This window comes from Xenorhabdus ishibashii (assembly GCF_002632755.1).
Taxonomy (GTDB): Bacteria; Pseudomonadota; Gammaproteobacteria; order Enterobacterales; family Enterobacteriaceae; genus Xenorhabdus; species Xenorhabdus ishibashii.
The window spans coordinates 2,855,986-2,876,741 of record NZ_NJAK01000001.1 but is presented as its reverse complement, the minus strand read 5'-3'; the positions used below and the strand labels follow the sequence as shown (position 1 = coordinate 2,876,741).

8 protein-coding genes are annotated in these 20,756 nt (G+C 46.6%); 4 read left to right on the top strand and 4 right to left on the bottom strand.

Translation table 11 applies throughout. The features are described 5' to 3' along the window. Nucleotides 1–18: 18 nt before the first annotated feature. Genes rtxA (Xish_RS19210) through rtxH form a run of 4 tightly spaced genes read right to left on the bottom strand, consistent with a single transcriptional unit; the run spans nt 19 to nt 14,067 of the window. The gene (gene rtxA, locus Xish_RS19210; RefSeq protein WP_279625660.1) at nt 19–11,412 is read right to left on the bottom strand and encodes an MARTX multifunctional-autoprocessing repeats-in-toxin holotoxin RtxA; all 11,394 of its coding nucleotides are present in this window, start codon (nt 11,410–11,412) and stop codon (nt 19–21) included. Next, nucleotides 11,352–13,178, bottom strand: a complete 1,827-nt coding sequence (gene rtxA, locus Xish_RS19205; protein WP_279625632.1) for an MARTX multifunctional-autoprocessing repeats-in-toxin holotoxin RtxA — start codon at nt 13,176–13,178, stop codon at nt 11,352–11,354. The genes rtxA (Xish_RS19210) and rtxA (Xish_RS19205) overlap by 61 nt, the downstream gene beginning before the upstream one ends. A gap of 26 nt (nt 13,179–13,204) precedes the next feature. Continuing rightward, nucleotides 13,205–13,666 (bottom strand): RTX toxin-activating lysine-acyltransferase RtxC, encoded by a 462-nt coding sequence (gene rtxC / locus Xish_RS13635; RefSeq protein WP_099118298.1) that lies wholly within the window; start codon nt 13,664–13,666, stop codon nt 13,205–13,207. 35 nt (nt 13,667–13,701) lie between these two features. Next, on the bottom strand, nt 13,702–14,067 hold the full coding sequence (rtxH, locus tag Xish_RS13630) for a protein RtxH (protein ID WP_099118297.1): 366 nt from the start codon (nt 14,065–14,067) through the stop codon (nt 13,702–13,704). A gap of 415 nt (nt 14,068–14,482) precedes the next feature. Here rtxH and Xish_RS13625 point away from each other — a divergent pair, with 415 nt between their 5' ends. From Xish_RS13625 to ybfE, 4 genes are all read left to right on the top strand, one after another. Beyond that, nucleotides 14,483–16,600, top strand: a complete 2,118-nt coding sequence (locus Xish_RS13625; RefSeq protein ID WP_099118296.1) for a peptidase domain-containing ABC transporter — start codon at nt 14,483–14,485, stop codon at nt 16,598–16,600. Next, the gene (locus Xish_RS13620; RefSeq protein WP_099118295.1) at nt 16,593–17,948 is read left to right on the top strand and encodes an HlyD family type I secretion periplasmic adaptor subunit; all 1,356 of its coding nucleotides are present in this window, start codon (nt 16,593–16,595) and stop codon (nt 17,946–17,948) included. The genes Xish_RS13625 and Xish_RS13620 overlap by 8 nt, the downstream gene beginning before the upstream one ends. A gap of 2 nt (nt 17,949–17,950) precedes the next feature. Next, nucleotides 17,951–20,086 carry a type I secretion system permease/ATPase gene (locus Xish_RS13615; RefSeq protein WP_099118294.1) on the top strand — a complete coding sequence of 712 codons (2,136 nt, stop codon included), beginning with the start codon at nt 17,951–17,953 and terminating at the stop codon, nt 20,084–20,086. Between the two features lie 223 nt (nt 20,087–20,309). Next, nucleotides 20,310–20,600 (top strand): LexA regulated protein, encoded by a 291-nt coding sequence (gene ybfE / locus Xish_RS13610; RefSeq protein ID WP_074018441.1) that lies wholly within the window; start codon nt 20,310–20,312, stop codon nt 20,598–20,600. The last annotated feature ends 156 nt before the right edge of the window (nt 20,601–20,756 follow it).

Below are 20,756 nucleotides of genomic sequence, written 5' to 3'. Positions count from 1 at the left end.
ATCCCGTTAATAAAACCATCAAACCAGTTTAGATTTACCGTTTATGGTATCCGCCCAAGCTGTCATGACAGTTGATTTCGTTTTATTATCAAGCGCATCAATAAAGCCGCTGTCCCCCATATTCGGGGCAAATCCACTCATGGCCTGTACCAAAGAATCTACCGCATTGGCAGAAAGTGCCGTATATTCACGCTCGCCCTGAGCATCTTTATCCCCCATTTGGGTGATGATATCCGCACGGTTACCATTAAAGTAATCGTCGAAAGTCACAGAACCCATTGCTTCAAACTGCCCCTGTGCGGAAGTCTCTTTGATATTACGCTGGGTCAATAGCACCAAATCGTAACCGCTGCGTTGGAACCACAGGTTTTGCCAGTTGATATCGTTGAAAATAATTTTGTCACCTTGCTTGATATCTTCAACCACGTTATCGATGGCATCACCGCTGACTACAAAGCTATTCACACCTGTGCCACCCTTAAAGCGGTTTTGGTAGCCGCCCAGTATCAGCAGATCATCACCGTCACCACCGTTAAGCTGGCTGAATTTCGATACCACATCAGCAATCAGATGATCGTCACCTGTCCCACCATTGATTACAGCGTGATAACCCATCAGTTTGATGGAATTGTTGCCCGCATTGCCATTAATCTGGTTATAATTGCCGAATACCGTGGCAAAATCGTTACCTGCGCCCAAATTGGCTCGGTTATTATTGCCAATGGCTACAACGTAATCCTGATCTTCTCCCGCTTCAATGCGGTTAAAATTGCCGGAAGTCACGATATAGTCACGTCCCTTACCGCCATCAATGACACCACCTTCACCAAAAGCAAAGACCTGATCATCACCGTCCCCCATATAGGCGTAGTTAATCCGTCCAGCCAATACCGCAACATCGTTGCCTGCACCACCAAACATCATGTTTTCGCGTCCCATCATCACGCCCGTATCATTACCTTCACCGCCCGCAAAGATATTCGAGGTGCCTACGGAATAGAAGACGTCATCACCACGGCCGCCCCAGAAGTTGTTGTTCTCTCCTACATAAGCGCCGAGATCTTTACCGTCACCGCCCCAGTTAAAGTTGTAGTTACCGAGGGAGATGTTGATATCACCATCACCTTGCAGATGACCGCTCTTTTGCAGGAAGTCGAAGGTGGTATCCTGCATATTCAGCAAATCGGCTGTCAGGTTCTGTTTCAGATTAGTAACCAACGATCTCATCTCGGCCTGTTTATCCTGATTGAACAACGTTGCAAACAGATTTGGCAGATTCAGGGAAGTTAACCCAAAATCACGATCTGCCTGAGAAGCGGCTGCTTCCGGTGCTACTTCACCCTCTTTAGTAATGGTTACAAGCTCTTCTTGCTTTTCATCAGGTGCTTTTGTTTTCAGACCGTGGCTTTCCGCAAAAGATTTCACACCATCAGCCCCCATATTCAAGCCGGCTTTCAGGCTGTCGAGCAATTTTTCTGAATCAGTGAAGGCTTGCAGTTGATCACTACTGAATTCACCGATGATTTCCAGCATTTCACGCAGAATGGCAACACCATCAACAGATTGACCTGAGCGGGAAACAAGACCGCCTTGCGGGGTATAATCCACGCCAAAGATATCCGACAGTGTGGTATCCGCGCTGACACCTGCCAGCTCCCTCTGCAATTTGTTTTTGATCTGACGTGGCAAGTCCGTAGGACTAAAGGTAAATGTGTTTTTCGCCATGCCCGTTGGAGTATAGCCTTGCGTCATCAAACCAAACAGCGATCCCATGTTGGTATCCAGAATCGACTGGATATTGTCACCAAACATAAAGTTCCAGTTACCGGTCGTTACCTGAATATCAGCCCCTTGCCCACCAACAGCAAAGTTGAAGGCCAGCTTTTCATTCGCTTGACGGAATTTATCCGCCCGACTGATTTTGCCCATTTCAGGCGTATTGCCATTTCCACCCAACCATTGGCTGTATTGCGTGTTCAGCGTGCTTTCGAGATCACTTTTCAGGCCACGGCTGCTACGTTCATTGTGGGAGTCGAGATCCGTCAGGGTCTTATAGTCCACACCGCTGGTCAAATCGAGACCGGACAGATCACTGACATATTTTTTCGCACTTGCCAATGTCCATTGCTGCTCTTGCGTCGCCAGCCAGTCTGGTGAATTAAACGATCCGGCAATGTTTTGCAATACACCAGAAATACGGGCTGCACCACCAAATGGGTTGACCAGTGGCGGTGTTGGAATGGATTTATCCAACATAACGATCAGATCGTTACTGCGTCCCATATTAAAACTGATGTTACGGTTGCCTACGAACAGTTGTGCCCCTTCCAATGCCTGATAACCCGCAATATCAACACTGTGTTTGCTGTTACCATCGCCAATATGAACCATCACATTGTTATCACCAAAGGCCAGAGACTTAAAGCCACCTGTACCTACCTTGATCCCCACATTGGTGGTTCCCCAGTTAATGGCCGTAAACTCACCATCACCAACCTGCACCTGAATATTGCCGGAATAACTCAGTTGCTTGTTTGATGAACCCGCTGGAATTACAGACTTATTGTCATCTTTTGCCTGATCGATTTTTGGTGCATGGAATGTTTCGCTATTGTCCGCAATAGCACCTTGTGCTTTTGCATCAACACCAGTCTGACCTACACGGGACAAGCTGATGTCATTTTCAGAAATACCGCGACGGAGCCGATCCGTGTGGCTTTCCACTTCACCTTTATCATTCCATCCCAACACGATCTTATTGTCCGTGAGTTTGTGCACCCATTGTGCCTGCGCATCTTTGGTGTATTTGCGGCCAATGCTGTCTACCGCAACTTCACTGCTGCGCGCCGATACGGTGGTACGGATACCCTGTTTATCCAGTGCCGAAATAAAGCGCTGGGCGAAACCATTGCGGTTGTCATCGCCTATCAAAGAACAACCCACAAGGCTGATATGGTCTGGTGTGCCGGCCAGTTTGAAATCAGTACGGAACTGTTTCAGTCTCAGAGCCAATTCATCCGCACTGTAACCGCTCATGCGAGTATGATTCTGCACTGACGCTTCACGTCCATGTCCAACAATCTGCCAGCGTAATTTGCCAGACTGTAATTTATCGGACAAGACAGCCGGATCACCATATACCACACGATATTGACCGTTGGTATCAAGCTGAACAATAATACTGGAATCAGGATGCTTGCTCGCCAGACTTGCAGCGGCTTGCGCAGCAACAGGGTCATTTTCTGTCTGAATAATGATCTGACCGTTAAAGCGGCTATCACTATTTTCAGGCTGTGGTTTGACATCAACATTGCCCCAGGAATCAACATGTTGGTTATTCACATGCATATGGCTTTCCGGCGAGTTATTACCCAATGGTTTTTTCACCTCGTCAGCACCATCAATCTCTACACCCGCTTTTATGCCGCCGTTTTCACGCTGGGGTTCGGAAAGTGCTGAGATAATCTGATCGGCATATTGGTGCATCAGCCGACTGCTGGCCTCATGACCATAGAAGGTTTGTTCACCCGATACCTGATAACCCGCTGCAACCAGTTTGGCACGCAGTTTTTCGCCTTCGTTACCCAACCCTTCGTTATCGGTCAAAAGCATAATTGGTGTCTGTTTCGAGATGCCATGCAGATTTTTCTCAAGCGAAAACTGGCCATTAACCGCTTTCGCCAACACACCGATGATACCCGCTGGGTTTGGCACTTCATGAGCGGTAATGGCTTTAGTCATGCTTGGCATTGGTCTGTCCAGCAATAAACCGGAAACCGCCTGTCCGTTGCGCTCGGCATAACGGGCAAGATCTGCTGCCACAGCTCCCCCCATAGAATAACCATGAATAATGATATTTTCTGGCTTAATACCACGGTCATTAACCAGATAGTTGAACATGGTACGGGCATCCTGATACAGTCCTTTTTCACTCGGATGACCATCGCTGGCGCCATAGCCCCGCATGTTCACCGCCAGCATATCAACACCCTGTTTTTGATAGTGGCTTTGGATGGTACTCGCCTGCTCTTCCGCAGATGAACCGGAACCGTGAATGAAAAGCACGATTTTTTTCGCCGGACTATTTGCCGCCAAGTTATGTTCACCCTGATCCGGTTGATCACCATTATGGTAATAACCTGTCAGACGCCCCGCCTTGCCCTGTAGCGTGATCTTATCCGCTGTACCTTTGGTGACAGCTTCATCCAATATTAGCTGAGTGCCATCATCGACGTTGCGGCGATTTTCTCTGGCGCCGTAAAGCTCATCGTTAAGGAAACGAGTTACTGGATTGAATGGCTCTCTGTCACGCGGAGGTGTACCGTCGTTATCAATGGCAATTTTTTCCAACACTTCATCTTTTCTATCGGAGTGACTCAGTGCTTCCCGATCTTCGCCTGCAACCTGCTTCGGCTTATGAAGGTTTGTTTCAATCTGTGCTTCCTGCAATGCCTGTGCAAAATTGAACAGTTCGGTAGGTGTCCAGACACCCAATTTTGGTCGCCATGCATGACCTATCACTTTATCAGCACCACCCGCCTTAAGTACTCTGGCAACAATGCTGGAACAGTTGTCGGTCAGGAGTTGATAACGGGCATCAGGGTTTTGGCTGATTTTCTGCCATTCAGCCTGCATTGCCGCCGCGTCCAATCCCGCCAGATTAATCCGGAATACACGTCCCTGATCGCCCTCACTGGCCTTGAAGTCCTGAATATTGCTCAGCTCTCGTTCAGCAAACTGGCGGATAACATTGGTAATGCGTTTTTCTGTCAGCTCAGGCGATTGGCCGGCAGCCCTGCGCAGCGCCTCAGCAAAATCTCTGCCCACTTCAAACATGTCAACGCCGCCATCTTCCCACTGTTTGATAAACGGTCGGGAAATCGCTTCTGGTACGCCAGCAGACTGTAATAGATTAGGGTTCGCCAGTGCAGCTATAGCAAAACTTTCACTGATATCCTTGAATTTTGCATCAATACCTTTGGCTATCTGGAGTTTTTCAATAAATTTCTCCAGCTTGAGCTTCCCATCGTGCATACCAAAGTTATCTTGTTCTTCAGACGCGACATCGTGTTCCAGCGTGTTATTCTGGGACGCTGGTTGACTCAGGTCATACCAACGTACCCTCAAGTCAGGGTATTGCTCAGAAGAAACATTGAGAATATCGCTGAGGTTGGAGGATTTGCTGCCTTTTGGCCACCAACTGACGTAGTTTTTCTCATTAAATTCACCCGCCTCTTCTGCATTGATCTGAACACGCCCTTGCCCGATTTGCAGGGCAGCATGTCCCAAGCGGCTGTGATCACTCGGTTTCCAGACAAACAGGGTTGCACTGACGGGAGATAATTGTTGTTCAATCGCCTGATGTACTTTTCTCAAACCGGAGATATCGATTCCCTTGCCATCTTGCGACAACTCAGGGGAAGACAAGTTTGAAAAGACCGCATCAGCCACTGATTGACCATATTCTTTAGTGACAGCAGCCTTAACCTGTTCAACGGCTTTTTCTGCACTTTCCGCTTTCATGGCAATCTGGATATTGGATTTACCGCGGGTAACAAAATCTCCCTGCTCATCAATATAAAGATGTTTGGGATCTTTGAGGTTGGCATTGCCCAGTTTGTTATATAACTCACTGAAACTACCTTTGCCTGCGTTCACTGTCGACTCAGCAAGTAGCAGAGATTCTTCCATGCGCACATTGATCTGTGACAGCAAGTTTTTCAACGCAGGTGTACGTGCTGAATCCGGATGGCCTAACAAATAACCTTCAACCTGATGACGTAAATGAGTCAGTTTTTCTACCGCTTCAAGGTCATAATCTTCGCTGTTTTGCAGGCTGTTTTCATAACTCCTGAGGGCGTCCAGTATATTACGGTAGCTGTCACCGAGAATTTTACCTTTAACGTAAGCGGCTTCCTGCAACTCGCTGACAGACATCAGGTTAATTTCCGGTTTATATTTCCAGCTACCCTCTACTTTTTCAGCGATAATGCGGGTACGCCCATGATCGAGGGAAATAATTTGCTTTTCTGACAGATACAATGATTCAGGCAGTTGGTTGTAACTTTCGTAGTTGGCAAGGATAAAACGCTCAGCAGCTTTGATCTGAGCTGAATCGTTTGGATCTTCCACCATGATAGTTTTGGAGACGTCACTGTTATTGCCTGGCCACGGGCGGACATCAAAGCTGCCATCATCGGATTCACGCACTAACAAATTACGTTCTGTACGCAAGCCATAGAATGGCAATGCTTGATTTAGCAGGCTATCGATGGCACTGGTTTTGATATCCAGATCAACCAACGTATCCGGCTTATATTTGTCAGGGTCCAATGCACGCAACTTATCCTGCTCTGCAAAGCTGAGTGAATCAAAACGCGCCTTTACAGAAACTCCCGCTTCTGTCAATCTGCGTCCAATGGATTCTGGTGACACCCCTTGATACTCTTTGGCCGCTTTATCCAGCAGGCGGATTTCGCCTACCAGGCCTTCACGCTGCAATTGACGCAATACCGGCAATTCAACATTCCAGAAGTAGTTGCCAAGACGTAATCCCCCTTCCGCAATGACATAGACATCATCACGCGATCCGGTTGCATAGAGAGAGCTCCAGAATCCGGTATTGCTGTATGCCGAAGCGTTAATGACCGATTGCAAGGCTTTCTGTTCCGCAATATCAGAATCGAGGAATATACCGCCCCAACGCATCAGTGTCTTGTTCAGTTCAATGGCAAAAGAGTTACCTTTTACATCAATATCGTAAACTACCTTCTTGCCATCAGTCTGTACTGCATCAAGAATGTCACGGTATTGTTTGAAATTTCTGCCAGACCAAAATGAAACGATGCTTTTATCACCATGTACAGGCTCGAAGCTATAGCCATAACTTTCCAGCCTTGAGACGAATTCAACACGCTTATCCCAGTTGTAATCAATTGTGGCATCAACAAATAGTTTCGCCAGAGAAGTGATCTGGTCTTTCGGTACGCTATTTTCTATAGCATTCAGGTAGCCTTCAACAAAGGTTACCATTTTCTGTCTGAGGTCATCTGGAATATCTGCATCAACACGGTTAAAGCCAGGGACAGGAATGTAGCTATCTGTCGCAGCCCCCTTGTCACTATCCAGCCAATGATAAACATCAGCCACTTTTTGTGCCCTTTCTGCCGTCGCAGACACTTTTGACGTATCAATGGATTCTGGCTGAGCCAGAGCTTCACCCAGTGCTTTCAAGCCACTGAGATCCAGTCCTGAAATTTTCGGGGTGTCTCTTACCCATTCAGCCACAGTATTAGTGGATTGACTAACAAGCGGATTGGCCGATGTTTCTCCCTGCATTGATGTCAAGATAGAACCACCAGAGGCTTTTTTAGCACGTATCCCCGCATTGATCTGTAAACGATTCAACGCCTCTTTGGCATCGCTCAGTTCACCCAGATCTTCATCCAGATCGTATAATTCTTCACTAAACCCACCATCAGCCTGAACAATCGATTCAGGGTTGATGTGACTCTTGGTGCTTTCTAGTTTTTCAATATTTTCAGAGTGGTGAGTGTTATCCGCTGTAGCTGACAGTCCACTGCCTGCTGTACCTGTGCGCGTCGGCTTATAATTGCTATCCAGTTTAGAACCCTTGGCATTATTTTGTACTTGCGCAGTTTTACTGTCTGCCGCCGAGACTTCATGCTGACCACGCTGTTTTGCTTGCTGTACTGCTGCCTCACCATCACGTTCCGCCTGCTCAGCCCGTTGCTTATAGCTGATGGCTTCTGTTTCCCTGTTTTCAGCCTGGATACGAGCGTCTTCAACATCTTGGTTGGCATTCTGATGGTTTTGTTCGGCCTTGAGTATTCCCACTTCCGATTTGGCAACAGCATCCTTGATATCACTCAACCGTCCTGCCGCCGCTTTTTGTGAATTATCCAGTTGGTTCTGCGCAATTTCGTCAGCTTTGTTCAATTCGGTCTGAATACGCTGCTGCAAGCCAACAGCAAACTGATCACGCCATTGTTGACCGGCTCCCCCATGATATTCAGCATGGTTATCCAATGCTTCCAGACCCTTGGCTTTCGCCATCAGTTCCGCTGTCACCGCTTGAGCTTCGTCTTTGATCGCATCACGCTGCGTCTGACCATTAGCGTTCAGGGTATCCAGATCGGTGGCTTCCAGTTGTGCTTGAGTACCGGCAATTGCAGCCAGTTGTCGATCTTTTTCCTGCTCTAAACGCTGACGATCCGCTTGTGCCTTTTCCTTATCCTGCAAAGCGTTATGGGCGGCCTTATCCTGCTGCACATGGTCAGTAATAGCACTGTCTGACAGATAAGAGGATGAAGTTGCAGAAACGTTGTCCAGAACGTAACCCAAGCCATCACTCAAGCCGATTCCAGAAAATCCCAGTAGGTTTTTGCCCGCTTTGGCGGTTAAGGTCAGTGTCTGGTTTTGCCACTCGCTTTTACCATTGGCAGCCGCATAAACAACCTTACCATTCCACCACACTTCCAGCCCGTTATCAGCAGAGCTGCCAACACGCCTTGCAAAATCGAATTTGACGGTAATTTCTTCGCCCTCTGTCAAATTCTGGATATTCTGGCAGATATGCGTGTTACCCTTGACATCAAGTTCACTGACGCGATCGCCATGCCCTTCTGCACTCAAGCCGTATGACTTAGCTGAATGACTAGCTTCAATGCCATTGGTGTATGTCCATCCCTTGTCGCCTTGCTCAAAATCACCATTGACGATCAAGTTGCGTGACTGATTTTTTGGATCCAGGTGTTTTTCGTTACCGAGTGTCTTTTCGATATTTCCCACATTCGGGGTATCCACCCCCGTCACAGAACCTTTCAGGCTGTCCTTCAAGTCAGAAGTGACTTCATCCATTTCTGTCAGCTTAAAGCCATTCAGAGAGGAGACTTCCGGCAGCTCAATGGCTCCGCGTCCTTTATGGGTTCCTGATGTATTGGCCTCATCCCCATTCACCAGATAATTGATGCCCTGACTGCACGCGCTGCCAAGCACTGTCTGCTTGATATTATCGAACAACGCATTCAGTTTATTGCTCTGGGTATTGCTTTCCGCCACGGCAAGGCTATAGAAATCACCGTTACCTACCTGAATGGCCACGTTGTTACGAGCATAAGAAGCGTTGATGTTCAAGCCATCACCCACATGGATATTGGCATTGCCTTTGCCTTTCATGACTGAAACATTCAGGCCATCACCCACACGGGTATTAACGTTGAATTTGCCCCAGGCCACATTGACGGAAACCCCATCACCCACTTTGGTATTAATATTCAGGTCGCCATGAGCAGCCGTCACGCTAAGACCATCACCCACGGTAGTCGTGATATTGCCTTTACCTTTGGCGGCCGTGACCTGTATGCCATCACCCACTTTGGTGACAATATTGCCCTGGCTCCATAACGCGTTGAAACTATCGCCGTCACCAATCTGAGTCACGATATTGGCTTCGCCCTTGGCGAGCACGACGTTGCGACCATCACCGACTTTGGTAATAATGTTGGCTTTGCCCCAGGCACCAGTGTAGTCATCCCCTTCACCGATATGAGTCACGATGTTGGCTTGCCCTTGAACAACGGTAATTTCCTGACCATCGCCGACTTTGGTCATGATATTCGCGTCACCTTTGGCAAAGTTATAGCGTTCACCGTCACCAACATGGGTCATGATATTGGCTTTGCCCCAGGCTACATTGATACCCAATCCATCACCGACTTTGGTGATGATATTGGCTTCACCTTTTGCAAACCCGACTGTCGTGCCGTCACCAACATGGGTCATGATGTTGCCGATTTTGGAAATCAACAAACCGACGGTAGTTCCATCACCCGCTTTAGTCAGAATATTGCCTTTGCCAGCCAGCAAAGCCGCCGTAGTGCCATTTCCGACATGGGTCACCACATTGGCTTCAGAAGCCGCCACAACGCCCATAAAATCATTACCGACTTTCGTCACGATATTGACTTTGCCTAATGCCACTACCCCTGTCAAGCCATCACCGACATGAGTCATGATATTGGCTTCACCGAACATAGCCGCCAGCGTTGTACCATTGCCCACTTTTGTCATGACATTGGCGGTGCCCGCAAACAGGCCAATGCTCGTACTTTCTTCCCCCTGACGGGTAACATGAGTATAAATATTGGCTTTACCCACCATTAACGCGGCAGTCAAACCTGTGCCCACTTTGGTGAGTACATTCGCCCCGCCGATCATGGCAGCAAAAGTGGAACCATTACCAATCTGGGTAAAGAGATTGCCTTTGCCAATCATGGCAGACAGCGCATCACCATTACCGACTTTGGTCGCAATATTGCCTTTCGCGATCATCAAGGCAACACTCATGCCATCACCAATGTGGGTGTAGACGTTGCCGAACGCCAGCATCAATGCCAATGCATCGCCATCGCCGACTTTGGTAAAGATATTGCCAGCACCACCCATCAGCGCCCAGGCATCTCCATCACCGACATGGGTGAAAATATTGCCTGCCCCCACCATTGCCGCAATAGCTGTACCATGACCTGCTTTAGTGAAAATATTACCTGCCGCAGCCATGACGCCCAGTGTTTGTCCATTGCCTGCATGAGTCAAAATGTTGCCGAGACCCAACATGATGCCCGTGGTATCGCCATGACCGACTTTAGTCAGGATATTCGCCCCACCCAGCATAACGCCGGTGGTTTTGCCGTTACCGACATGGGTCAGGACGTTGGTGCCACCGCCCATGACAGACAAGAGATCGCCTTTGCCCTTTTTCGTCAGGACATTGGCTCCACCCAGTGCGATTACCGCCGTATCTGAGGATCGGCTATTTGAAGAATCGGTATTGGAAGTATCTATATCATCGCTGATATGGCTAATAATATTGGCACCGCCAAACATCGCTGATTTCAGAGTACCTTCACCGATTTTGGTCAGAACGTTTGCGCCCCCCACAAGAATGGAGGAAACGTCACCCTTCCCTATTTGGGTCAGGACATTGGCTCCACCAACTCCAGACCACAATGCGTCACCGTTGCCAATCTGGGTATGGGTATTAAAACCACCGCCCATCGCGATCCGGCTATCACCATTGCCTTTATGAATAGAGATATTACCTACGGCCAAAAGATGGGCAAGATAGCGACCGTCACCAACGCGAACCAATACGTTTGCCGCACCGCCAGCATTGACATTCATTTCCCCTTGCTGACTTTGGTGAAGCAGTACGTTAGCAATACCGGCACCATTGAACTTAAGGTTGCCTTCTTTGCCTTTTTTGATAATAACGTTTGCTCCGCCACCACCATTGAATTCTGTGTCACCAAACTCAGCGCTATGTTCAATCACATTAGCAATGCCGGCGCCTTTAAAGCTGACATTACCACGGGTGACGTTGGATTTGATGATATTGCCACCCCCGCACCTGCATAATGGATATCACCAGAACTGTCACCACTGACCGTTGCCGATTTGAACAGATCAAGTTCACTGTATTCATGCATATCAGGCACACGACTGGATGTTTTGCGCACAGCATTAGCACTGTAATGAATATCACTCAGCGAGTAGCTACCGGTTCCCATATCGTGATAACCGTTAGCATAAGAGATATTTTCGTTTGCCAGATTTGCTGTATGGTGACCTTCTTTATACCAAGGGCGGGCGAAATATTGCAGCGTTCCTGTTTTTGGATCGTTCCTCAGCTCAACCACTACAATCTTGGTATATTCACCAAGTTGCTTACCATAAATGTAGGTGTTTGGCATCCGGTTGGATTTCACGGCCTTCACATCAACGGTGATTCCATCACGATAAATGGCATAACCACCCATTTTGGCATCAGACAAGGTGATATCTGCCGCGTCAATCTGGACACCATTACCATAATTCACCCACTCGTTTTCTGTCAGTTTTTTCTCAACTGCATAAACCGTTACCTGCTTTTGTCGTTCAACAGTCAGGTTTGACAATGTGTATGCGCCGTCAGTATCAACAGAATTAAAGCCACCTTGAGCAGAGATATCTTGTTTTTCCAGCCCTTTGAGATGCTTCCCTTCTTTATACCAGGCGGTCGATAAATATCTCAGTTTGCCCGTTACAGGATCATTACTGAGCTGAACTTTGTTAATTTTAGTGTGAGTACCATCCTCAAAGGCAAACAGGTATGTATTCGGCTCCCGTGTGAATTTAAGCCCCATGACCTGATGGGGATCACCAATCCACGTACCGCTCATCGTGGCATTGGTCAGTACAATTTCTTCTGCCTTGGCATATTCCATCCCTTCTCTGCCGAAGTCATTGGCCGTACCCTTGCGGGTAATTTCGTTATAGCCCCCCGCCCCCGTGAAAGAGATATTACCGTGCGCAACATCGGAGTAGAGGCTGTTATAACCACCTGCGCCTTCAAACCGGATATCGCCTCTGGTTTCAGAATATCTATCATCTATCTGATGAATACGTTCAATACGGTTAGACGCGCCTGCACCGCGTAATGTAACGTCGCCAATTTTCCCTTGACGAACAATACTGTTGGCTGCTCCCGCGCCCTCAAAATCGATGTTGCCACTCTCAACTCTGGAGCTAATAATATTTGCCGCTCCGGCACCCTTGAAAGTCAAATCACCATGAGAATCTTGATAACGGTTGAACCAGGTACGATCAATCTTGTTGGCACCACCTGCTCCGGCAAAGTAAAAGTTTCCCTGATTGGTTTCATGCCAGAGTTCGTTGTATACACCTGCCCCCTTGAAGCTCACATCACCCTGTAAGCCTTTGCGGGTGATGCTGTTGTATCCGGCTGCGCCAGAATAATCGATACCACTCTTATCACCGGTATGCTGGATTTTCACTCCACCAGCGGCACCCTCAAATCGGATTAGCCCACTCTGAGTTTTGTTGATTGAAGTGAAACCGGAGCCCCCTTTCACTGTCAGATTGCCACTCGTGTCATTGACTTTCAGATAGCCAGTCGCTCCCGAAATAGTGTCGTCGCCCCATGTGGTATTGACTGTCACATTAATAGAACCGACGACTATGTTGTCATTTCCGCCATAAGCATTAATGACACCATTAACGCCGACGCCGAAGGCGTGTATTGCGTTTCCATCATCATCATCTTCGTATCTCTCAGTAAAGAAGTATTCCGCACTGCGGCTAGATGACTTTCCCATAAAATAATCCTGATATCGGGTAAAAATTAAACAGTAAACCACTGTACCCGACGGATACAGCGGTTATTTGGAACATCCAGAGTTCCCCTGACTGTGCAGGCTTTTTGCCCTTTCCATGCGGCAAAGACACGCCGACGCAGATCGCAGGCGATATCACGCGCATGTCCAAAGGGCGCGATCATCTCTGGAAAAAAGATATGCTGGCCGGAACGCCAATCTTCCCGCGAAATTTCCCGTTCGCCGGAAAGGATCGCATCCCGACTGTGGTCAGACAAAAAAGCCCAATTACAAAAAGCAACTGGGCGTTGATGTTCATCTTCGTAATAGCAAAACTGATTAAGCTGAAATGCTGGCAAGATACGTTGTTGCCATTCAGCAACTAAATAACGCCGGTGTAAGGGGGAATGCTGACAAAGCAACATTACCCCACCAATCATTGCCTGTATTTCATTCGCACTCAGTGTTGCCGGTTGATGTGTAATCATCATAGGTAGCAAAACTGCCTGATTGAATTTGGCTGATGTTATTTTGATGTTGCAGAATTACGTGTTGAACGTTTTTTCGGTTCAGTCGATTCTGAAATAGCCGCATCTGTTTCAGCCGGTTTTTCGCTTTCATCTATTTCAGGCATAGGTAAAAAGCCAGCAGCGACCAGTTTATTGATTTCAGCTTCCATTCTTGGATCTTCCAGCATACTTTTGACCATAGAAACCATATACATAAAACCAGAAGCAGGCATATGAATAACTTGCTTTAACTGTAATTCCTGATCATTTTCTGCCAGCATACCACTCGCCATTCGGTTTGGCTCTTGCCCCACAAAATAAAGAGAGAATACGCCTTTGTTATAATTAACGCTTGAGATGGTTTGAACAAATTTTTCAGACATAGCACTATCCATTAACTAAATATTAATTTAATGTTAAATTTGCATTAAATTAAAATGATTAAATCATAAATGAATTCATATACATTATGGCTTCATTTATGATTAAACCTTATTGCTACAATTCCCTGAGTAAGCTAAAGTAACTTATCTTTCCTTAATTTTTCAAGAACTATTATTTTTTATTTTTCAAGCGCTATCCAACATACAAAATGGCAAAAATAAGGTATCAACATATAATAAATAGTAAAATATTTGTTTAGGCGCTACATTTTCCCTAATTATTCACAGACACCTTGATAAAAGGTAATATCTTTTAACAAATTTGCTAAAATTATTAATAAATCAATGCCCCATACGTTTTTGGGTCATTTTCTTAATCAAGCGTATGATTTTTATTTAAAATAGATTTAATTTAATGAATGAAATAGAAAAAACAACAATATCATTAATTAATTTAATAATAATGATATCTAATAAAACCCAGAAATCCACATTAAATAAAAACTTAAACAATAATGATGATTATATTTCCACTCTGAATAATTTAAAAAAAGAATGTAACATTAGAATTAAAAATAAACACTCTATAAATAAGCAGTTAGGTGACATATCACTACCCGCCGTTTTGTTCGGCAATGATGGACACCCTTTCATTCTGGCAAAATATGATGAACAGCGAGTATTAATCCAAAAACCTCATCAAGAAACACCAGAGATATTAGGTAAAGAAGAATTTATCAATTTATGGAGCGGCAAGTGGATAAAAATAACACAAAAAAGCAATCAATTTAATATTCATTGGTTTATTCCTGAATTTATCAGGCAAAAGAAAAACCTGATGGAGATACTCCTGTACTCCTTCGTTTTGCAAATTCTGGCACTTATTTCCCCGCTGGTTGTGCAAGTTGTCATGGACAAAGTTCTCGTGCATCAAGCATTTTCCACATTGGATGTGCTGATTTTTGGACTTGTGGTTGCCGGACTGGTTGAAATCATTCTGCGGGGCTTGCGCGAATATCAGTATGCTCACACCGCCAACCGGATTGACATAAAACTGGGGTTGAAGCTGGTTAAGCACTTGTTTGGCCTGCCGTTGCTGTTTTTTAAATCCCGCCAAGTGGGTGCGATTGTGACACGAGTACGGGAACTGGAAACGGTTCGGGAGTTTTTAACCGGCTCCATGTTCACCTTGTGCATCGACGTTTTATTCATGTTCATCTTTATTTATGTCATGAGCCTGTTGTCCGGTATGCTCACCTTAATTTTCCTGCTTACCCTCCCCTGCTATGCCCTGCTTGCCTGGTGGGTGACACCCAAAATGGAAAAGGCAGTGGAAAAACAGTTCACTCATGCGGCAATGAATACCTCTTTCCTGACCGAGACCGTTGCCGGTGCTGAAACACTGAAAAGCCTCGCTGCTGAACCCCGCTTTATTCGCCGTTGGGATAACCAGACCGAAAATATGGTCAGCACCAGTTATGATGTGCAGCAATGGGATAATCGTTCCAGTCATCTGGTGACGGTGATACAAAAAATCACCAGTGCTGTCATTATCTGGCTGGGCGCTTCCGAGGTGCTTTCCCTGCACATGACGATTGGTCAATTGATCGCCTTCAATATGATGGTAAGCCATACCCAGCAACCTCTGGCTAAGTTGGTGCAGCTCTGGGGGCAATTTATCCGTTCACGCATTGCCGTTGATAAGCTGGGAGATATGCTGAACCTGCCAACAGAGCAACAATCAGGCAACGAACAGGTTGTATTACAAGGAGCTATCTCATTTTCTGATATCGTCTTTCACTATCAACCCGATCTTCCACCCACTATCAACCATTTCACGCTCGATATTCGGGCAGGAGAAAACGTAGGCGTTGTGGGCACTTCAGGCTCTGGGAAAAGCACTCTTGCACGTTTGCTGTTACGACTTTATACCCCAGAGCGTGGAACTATCACACTGGATGGCATTCCCTTGCAAAACTTCAAGATTGCATCCATCCGGCAGCAGATTGGTATCGTTTTGCAAGAAAACTTCCTGTTTAATAAAACTGTGTATGAGAACCTGTCCCAGTCATGTCCTGACGCCCCGTTATCCGCCGTCATTGAAGCCGCAAAGCTGGCAGGGGCACACGATTTTATTCTCCGATTGCCGATGGGGTATGACACGGTGATCGCCGAAGGGGGACAATCGTTATCAGGCGGGCAGAGACAACGTCTTGCCATTGCCAGAACCCTGTTATCCGATCCCAAGATCTTGATCCTTGATGAAGCCACCAGTGCATTGGATGATGAATCGCAAGCCATCATTCAATCCAACATGGCTGAGATTGCCCAAGGCAGAACGGTCATCACCATTGCACACCGGCTCTCCACGGTACGCCAATGCGACCGGATCATTGTGTTACATCAAGGCCAAATCATCGAACAAGGCAGCCACCAACAGCTTCTGCAACAAGGCAAACACTATCGGAAACTTTGGCAGTTACAACAAGAATTAAAACAGGAAACAACACAGGAGGAGCCTGCCCATGTTTAAGGCTATCTTGCGCAAAGGGATTAAACGGTTACATACTGCCACTCCCCACTATGATTTTTTACCGACCCATCTGGCATTGTCACAACGTCCACCTTCCCCGTTCGCCCGCTATACGGCAATAACGCTGAGTATCAGTGTTCTGGTTGCGGTGCTCTGGGCTTGTCTGGGGAAATTGGATGTACAGGCAACAGCAACCGGACGCCTGATCGCTTCTGGCCGTTCCCAAATCATTCAGGCTTACGAGCAAAGCCGCCTGATCGCCATTCATATCACAAATGGTCAGCATGTTGAGAAAGGGGCACCACTGTTAACGCTCAATACACTCGGCGTCAATCAGGATATTGCCCGTTTGATCGAGCAACGCAATTATCTGACGGAAGAAGAAATTCGTTATCAAGCTCTGCTGGAAAAACAATTCCCTAAATCTCTGCCGCTTTTCCAACAACAATCCGCCGATAAGCAGGAAAGAATTCTGGCACATTACGCCCACGAACAGCAGGAGTTCGACTCAATTATGACCACTATTCACGCGGAAATGGAAGAGAACCTGACTTCCCAAAAAGCGCGGCATAGCGATATACGGTCATTAACCCACCTGCGCGAAAATATTAACCAACGTTTGCAGGCGCGAAAAACATTGAGCCAAAAGCAGGTTATCAGCAAGGTGGAATATCTCGAACAAGAAAAGGAACTTCTGGAAACAGAAAGGGTGATCGCGCAACAAAAATCGGAACTCGATATTCTGATGGCGAAATACAAGAGTCTGGAAGAGCAGTTAAAGAGCGTCAAAATTAAAAAAGAGCGGGAATGGTTTGAGAAAAGGAAACAGGCAAAAATTCAGTTGGCGGTAACACAACAAGAAATTTCTAAAATGCAAGAGCGGGAAGAACTTGAGGTTGTGCGTGCTCCCGTGACCGGCACAGTTCAACAATTAAGTGTCCATACCCTCGGCGCTGTTTTGCAACCTGCGCAGAATCTGATGGTGATTGTTCCTGACGAGCATGTACAACTGGCTGAAATCCAGATCCTGAACAAAGATGCCGGTTTTGTCCGGCCTGGTCAGCATGTCACTGTTAAAGTCGATGCATTTCCTTATACTCGCTATGGCACGATTGAAGGAGAGTTATTGAGCATTTCACGGGACTCCACCACCGACGAACGGTCAGGTCTGGTTTTTCCCGCGCAAATCAGCCTCAAACAGAACAATATTATGGTGGATGGAAAACCTGTTGAAATCACGGCTGGGATGTCTATTGTTGCGGAAATCAAGACGGATCAACGCAGAGTGATTGATTATCTGCTCAGTCCAATCCGAGAATATCAATCTGAAGCGTTAAGGGAAAAATAATCATGACTGATACTTTTTCCTTTGCAAACAATTACGCCCTGGATTGTCTCGTTCATTTAGGGAAACAGTTCCATAAAGTGGCTTCTGTCGGGCAATTACATCATTCCCTGGGGCTGGATTCCCTTGCACTGACAGATCCACAACTACGTGAAGCGGCGGATGCTATTGGGCTGTGCAGTAAGTTTGAACGTTTGACACCTGATAGCGTTGCCACATTACCTGTACCTGCATTGATTGAATTGGATAAGCGTTGGTGGATTCTGTCAGAAATTCGTTCTGATGCATTTAAAGTGTTCGATCCTATCACCGGACAATATGAAGTGCATGCACTGACTCATCCAATGCGGGGTGAACAGGATCACAGCGGGTGTGAATATAAGGTGCTGCTGGTAGCGGATAAATTCCTGACCAAGCAGCAGGTTAAATTTGGCCTAAGCTGGTTTTTCCCTTCTATTTTCAGGCAAAAAAGCCAGTTACGGGATATTTTTCTGTATGCCATTGTATTGCAGCTTTTTGCATTGGCGGCGCCTTTATTATTTGAAAATGTCATCGATAAGGTGCTGGTTGGGCGGAGTATTTCCAGCCTGCATGTTTTAGGTATGGCGATGCTGGCACTGGCGTTGGCAGAACCTCTTTATGGCTTCCTGCGTAATACCGTGTTTGGGCATATGGCCAGCCAAATCAATGCTGAACTCTCCGGCAAATTGTATCGCCACCTCGTCGGTTTGCCCCTGCCCTATTTCAAACAGCGGCAAACAGGACAAATTATTGCCAGAGTCAGGGAGATGGCGCAGATCCGCCAATTTTTGACCGGTTCTACCCTGATGCTGTTGCTTGACCTGATTTTCATTGTTCTGTTTCTGGGTGTGATGTTCCATTATTCCTCCCTGTTAACCTGGATCGTAATCAGTTCGCTGGTTCTCTATTTCTTGCTCTGGATCGCCGTCGGGCCAATCATTCGACGCAAGGTAGAAAAAGAGTATGAAGCTGATGCTAATGCCACCAGCTTTCTGACAGAAGCTGTCACGGGTATTGAAACCATTAAAACTACTGCGACAGAAAAACGCTTTCTGCACCAGTGGCAAAAGGTGCTCAGCCAGCAGTTAATCCGGCGTTTCACGGCGCAAAAAAGTGGGCTTGCCGCCGGACAAGGCATTGAACTGATCCAAAAAGTAGTTGCTGCTCTGCTGCTATGGTGGGGAGTTCGGGGTGTACTTGATGGGGATTTATCCCCTGGTGAATTAATTGCCTTTAATATGTTGGCGGGGCATGTTACCCAACCCATCCTAAGATTGGCACAAGTCTGGCAAGATTTTCAGCATACGCTGATCGCCCTGCGTCGGGTGGGCGATATTCTTGATGAACCTATGGAAAGTAGTAAACAGGGGCTGGTATCAGCTCCTGAACTGGCAGGCCAGATTGAATTCCGCAATATACGCTTCCGCTATCATACTGATACGCCAGAAGTGCTGGCAAATTTGTCACTGAACATTAAGGCCGGAGAATTTATTGGCATTACCGGACCATCGGGTTCCGGCAAAAGTACATTAACCCGCCTGTTACAACGCCTATATGTGCCACAACACGGTCAGGTTTTGGTGGATGGCATGGATTTAGCGATTGCCGACCCAGTATCACTGCGCCGTAATATGAGCGTAGTCTTGCAGGAGAGCATTCTGTTTTCCGGCAGCATTGCGGACAATATCCGCCTGTGCAAGCCCAATGCCAGTGATGAAGAGGTCTATCGGGCTGCAACCTTGGCGGGGGCGGTTGATTTTATCAATGCATTTCCACATAAATTTGACCATTATGTTGGCGAAAAAGGGGGTAACCTTTCTGGTGGACAGCGGCAACGTATCGCATTGGCAAGGGCATTGCTCAATGATCCCAAGATTCTGATCCTTGATGAAGCGACCTCCGCACTGGATTATGAGTCAGAAGCCGCCATCATGAGCAATATGGATGAAATATGCCGAAACCGAACCGTGATCAGCATTGCTCATCGGTTAAATACCCTCCGCCATGCCGATAAGATTTTCGTTTTAGATCTGGGGAGTATCACTGAATCAGGTTCACATGATGCTCTGGTACAGCAAAATGGCTTATATGCACAACTTTGGTATCAACAAACGAAGTGATGACTAAAAAAGAAACTTATCTTATTCACAAACAGCAGCCCGATATCATTCTGGTTAGGAGTATCGATAAAAATATCATCACTGACATTGTACACAGAAAAATTACCTCAAAAGGGGACTTCCACCGACAAAAAGCGGAAAGGGAAACTAGTAGCGACACGCGTCCAGCTAAGGTATTATTGCCCGCTATATTATTGGTACACGCCCATTATCAATTGAATTTATGGCAAAAGAACAAACTGATCGCACCACACTGGATTTGTTCGCAGATGAACGCAGGCCTGGGCGACCTAAGACAAACCCGCTGTCCAGAGATGAACAGCTTAGAATCAATAAACGCAACCAGTTGCGGCGAGATAAAGTCAAAGGACTGCGGCGAGTGGAACTCAAGCTCAATGAAGATGCCGTCGATGCACTAAACCATCTGGCAAAACAGCGCAACATTAGCCGCAGTGAATTGATTGAACAAATGTTATTAGCTCAACTGACAGAAAAAAATCACCTTGCCGATTAACGGCTTTTATTAAACACAATGAAGCGCTATCACCACACAAATCTGACAGATTTGTCATGGATGTTTGGTCAAAATAACGCTTTTCATGTTACTGAAACTGACATTTTTCTAGCTGATTTCAGCGTGATGTGTATAGATTTAATACACTAATAAAAC